Raw genomic sequence first — 3,307 nt, 5'->3', positions numbered from 1 at the left:
CAGGCGGTTACCGTTTCCGCAAACTGCACAGTGCCACTCGCATCCTTCGACAACCCAATTTGTAGGCCAAGCATCGTGTGTGCATGGTGCTGGCTGTGGCTTCATCACACGCCGCGTCTGCGTCTTCTGACCCGAGAGGATTGCGTGCACCAGAGGTGCCTTGAACATCAGTCCTGTTTCTTTCATGGATGCTCCTGGATCAATTTCCGCAGCAGGGCAGTGCTTCGCCCTCTTTGGGTTCTGTGTGGATAAGAGCGAGGCAGTGGATGCAGCGCTTGGTGGGCTCAGGCGTTTGCTCTGGCACGGGTGGTGTGGTGGTGCTCATGGGGTTGGCTCCATAGAAAAAGCCCACGCTAGGTGGGCTTGGTATTGAGTTAAGCGGCTCGGCGCAGTGCCTGCCGTTCGCTGTAGTTGGCTGCAACCAGTGCGTGAGACAGCGGCGGGCACACGCTGTTGCCACACATGCGCACCTGGGCGGTCTTGGTGATCGACTCACCAGTTGCACCGGTTTCAATCTGGTAGCTGTCCGGAAACCCCTGGGCGCGAAACAGCTCCCGTGGGGTCAGCATGCGCAGGCCAATATCAACAATGGCGTAGGGCTCTCCATGGACCATCACCAGACCGAAGCGGTCACGGGTTGGGATGGTGTGCAGTGGGTTGGGCAGCTCCTGGCCGTCTTTGTCACTGCCGTAGTACTTCACCAAGAAGGCGCGTACTTCACCGGCATGACCACCACCAGCGGTTAGCGTTGGTACCGGGTCTTCATGCGACTGCCCAAACTGGTTGTTGCGCAGCTTGATCATGTGGCTGGTCACAATCCCTGCCGCAGCACCTTGTGCAGTGATGGTGTTTAGTGGATCGACCACATCACGGATGCCGTGGCTCCAGCGCTTGGTGCCATCCTTGCCTTCGCCGTGGCCCATGTGAATCAGGTTGGCAGTCACAAGGCCCATGGTGTTGCCGGTGCTGGGCCGCTTGGGTGTGCCGCCAGCCGTCACGGTATGCACGGGCTCATCAACGGCGGTACCCACACTGCCCCCACGAAACTTGGTCAGATGTGCGGTCACCATGCTGTGGTGATCCACGGTAGTGACTGTCCCCGCAGGCTGCTCCAGCTCAGTGCCCACCACTCCTGTGTAGTGCTTGGCCAAGAAGGCTTGCACAACCGCATGCTTTTGTCCGGCCACCACGGTGCCCAGTGGTTTTTCCAGCCCCGGTACCCGTGGTGACTGTCCTGGGCGTTCGCCGTAACCCGTCTGAATCAGCGTAGCCGCGACACCCGGAACAATGAATGGCTTCTCCGCTTCCATCACAAAGCGCACGATGCCTTTGGCAATGCGCCGGCACGTGGCGTCGGCCAAGGGCTTAGAGCGCTCAAAGATGCTCGGTGCTGGAATGCTCCAGTCGATGCAATCCGCTGCGGTGCGCCATGGCTTCATGCCAGCGGGCACCTTGCCCTTGGCATCGGGTTTGGCATGCGTAGGGGCGGGCCACACGATGGGCAAGCCATCACGGCGCGCCACCAGGAACAGGCGCTTGCGGATCGTGGGTGCACCAAAGTCACAGGCGCGTAGCTCCTTCCACTCTACCTTGTAGCCAAGGTTGCGCAGCTCTTGTACCCACAGCTGAAAGGTTTGGCCTTTGCGCTCGGGGCAAGGTCGGTCGTCAGCACCCAGTGGCCCCCACGTCTGAAACTCTTCCACGTTTTCCAGCAAGATGAGCTTGGGGTGCGTGTCAGTTGGCAAGAGTGCTTTAACCCACTCGACCACCACCCACGCCAAGCCCCGTATCTTTTTGCTCACGGGCTTGCCGCCCTTGGCCTTGCTGAAGTGCTTGCAGTCGGGGCTGGCCCACAGCAGGCCCACGGGCTGGGCGTCAGTCACAGCCAGCGGGTCCACCTCGAACACATCACTGCAAAAGTGACGCGTCTGTGGGTGGTTGGCCGTGTGCAGGCTGATTGCTTCGCGGTCGTGGTTGACGGCAATGTCAACGTGGCGGCCAATGGCCAGCTCGATACCGGTGGATGCGCCACCGCCACCGGCGAAGAGGTCCACCACCAGCTCGTTGTGCATTGGCAGGACAAATTGAGGGGTCAGCATGATGGAAAGTCCAGACGTAAAAAAGCCCGCTCAGTGGCGGGCTGTGGAATCTATTAAGGTGGGTTTTCTGGGTAGATCACCAGAAAAATGAGGCTGATCTGTATAGAAATCTGTGCGATTTACAAAGGTGCTTTAGGTCAGGTGTGATGGCTGCCTCGGCCCGAAGCAGACAATCAAACAATTAACACCTTGAATTAAGCAATGCTGCGAACCGGCATTAGCTTGAATGAATTGTTAGCGGCGAGCGTAATGCCAGATGTGCCGGACGTACAGGAAAATGAGCGCTGCTGCAATGAAGCAAGTAACTAGCAGCCCGAACTTATCGTACCCGTGCCGGAGTCCGTCATCTTGAAAGGTGATGATCGGAATGAGTAGGCCTAGAGAGTTGATCTTCCAGAACGCGGGACGGCACTTACCAATTAGGCTGAGAATAAAGAAGCAGATGGAGGTCAAGATAACCAAGGGCGCTGTAAACAGTAGATGGCCTATCGCCTGAACGCCACTCGGCTCATGCGGCACTAGCCAGCCACGAAACGAAAGATAGATGCCGGCTGCAAAGGCAAAGTTGAAAAGCGCGGTCACTAATGCTGCCGTGAGAAGAGCCATGACAAACAACCACCTAACTAGTTTTAAAAGCCATGCAATATGCATGTTTGATTCGCCTAATACTGTAAGAGTGTGGAACTCGATAGGCAACTTCGCTGTTGTGGTGTTTAGACAAGCCTAAAAGTTCTGATCTCAGCTATGGCGAGTAATGACGGTCAATGTTCGAAGGGCTGCTGCTTGTCGATTGCAGTCCTAGTATGCAGAGAAATCAGGACAGCACCCATAGGGCGCTGTGCTCATGCCTCTGAAATGAGAAAAGCCAACGAAGGGCGGGCTATCTAGTTCAATAAGGTGGCCTAGATCTGCTTTTCTCCATAAAAAAGCCACCCGAAGGTGGCTCATTCATGGTGAGCTGCATGCTCAGACCTGTGCCTTGCGCCGCTGCGCCCGCAGCCCCAAGGCTGCTAGCAGCATAGTCAGCAATACCATCGCCCACTGGCTCAGCGTGGGGATGGGCTGCACTGCGACGGGGGCCGCCAGCAGCATGGGCGCGAACGGATCAGCAATCACGCCGGGGGTTAGGTTGCTATCGCCTATGCCGTTGTCGGTGACGGTGTAGGTCACAGTGTCGCCAGAGACGCTGCCGTGGGCAAACCAGGTGG

The 3,307-nt window shown here is 57.4% G+C and carries 3 protein-coding genes; all 3 read right to left on the bottom strand.

The genetic code is table 11. From position 1 onward, the window contains the following. Positions 1-374 precede the first annotated feature (374 nt). Positions 375-2,099: a DNA cytosine methyltransferase gene (locus Q1W15_RS23805; RefSeq protein WP_300733591.1), complete on the bottom strand. Its 1,725-nt coding sequence runs from the start codon at positions 2,097-2,099 to the stop codon at positions 375-377. 234 nt (positions 2,100-2,333) lie between these two features. Next, entirely contained in the window at positions 2,334-2,750 is a 417-nt protein-coding gene (locus Q1W15_RS23800) for a hypothetical protein (RefSeq protein WP_300733589.1), read from the bottom strand. Between the two features lie 315 nt (positions 2,751-3,065). Next, on the bottom strand, positions 3,066-3,307 hold a 242-nt coding region (locus Q1W15_RS23795), incomplete at its 5' end, for an IPTL-CTERM sorting domain-containing protein (protein ID WP_300733587.1).

Source organism: Pseudomonas sp. (genome assembly GCF_030150285.1).
GTDB lineage: Bacteria > Pseudomonadota > Gammaproteobacteria > Pseudomonadales > Pseudomonadaceae > Aquipseudomonas.
This window is presented reverse-complemented; position numbering and strand designations above follow the sequence as displayed.

Excerpts from the sequence above, each read along its gene's own strand:
- Q1W15_RS23805 (WP_300733591.1), bottom strand. The coding sequence starts at position 2,099 with ATGCTGACCCCTCAATTTGTCCTGCCAATGCACAACGAGCTGGTGGTG.
- Q1W15_RS23800 (WP_300733589.1), bottom strand. The coding sequence starts at position 2,750 with ATGCATATTGCATGGCTTTTAAAACTAGTTAGGTGGTTGTTTGTCATG.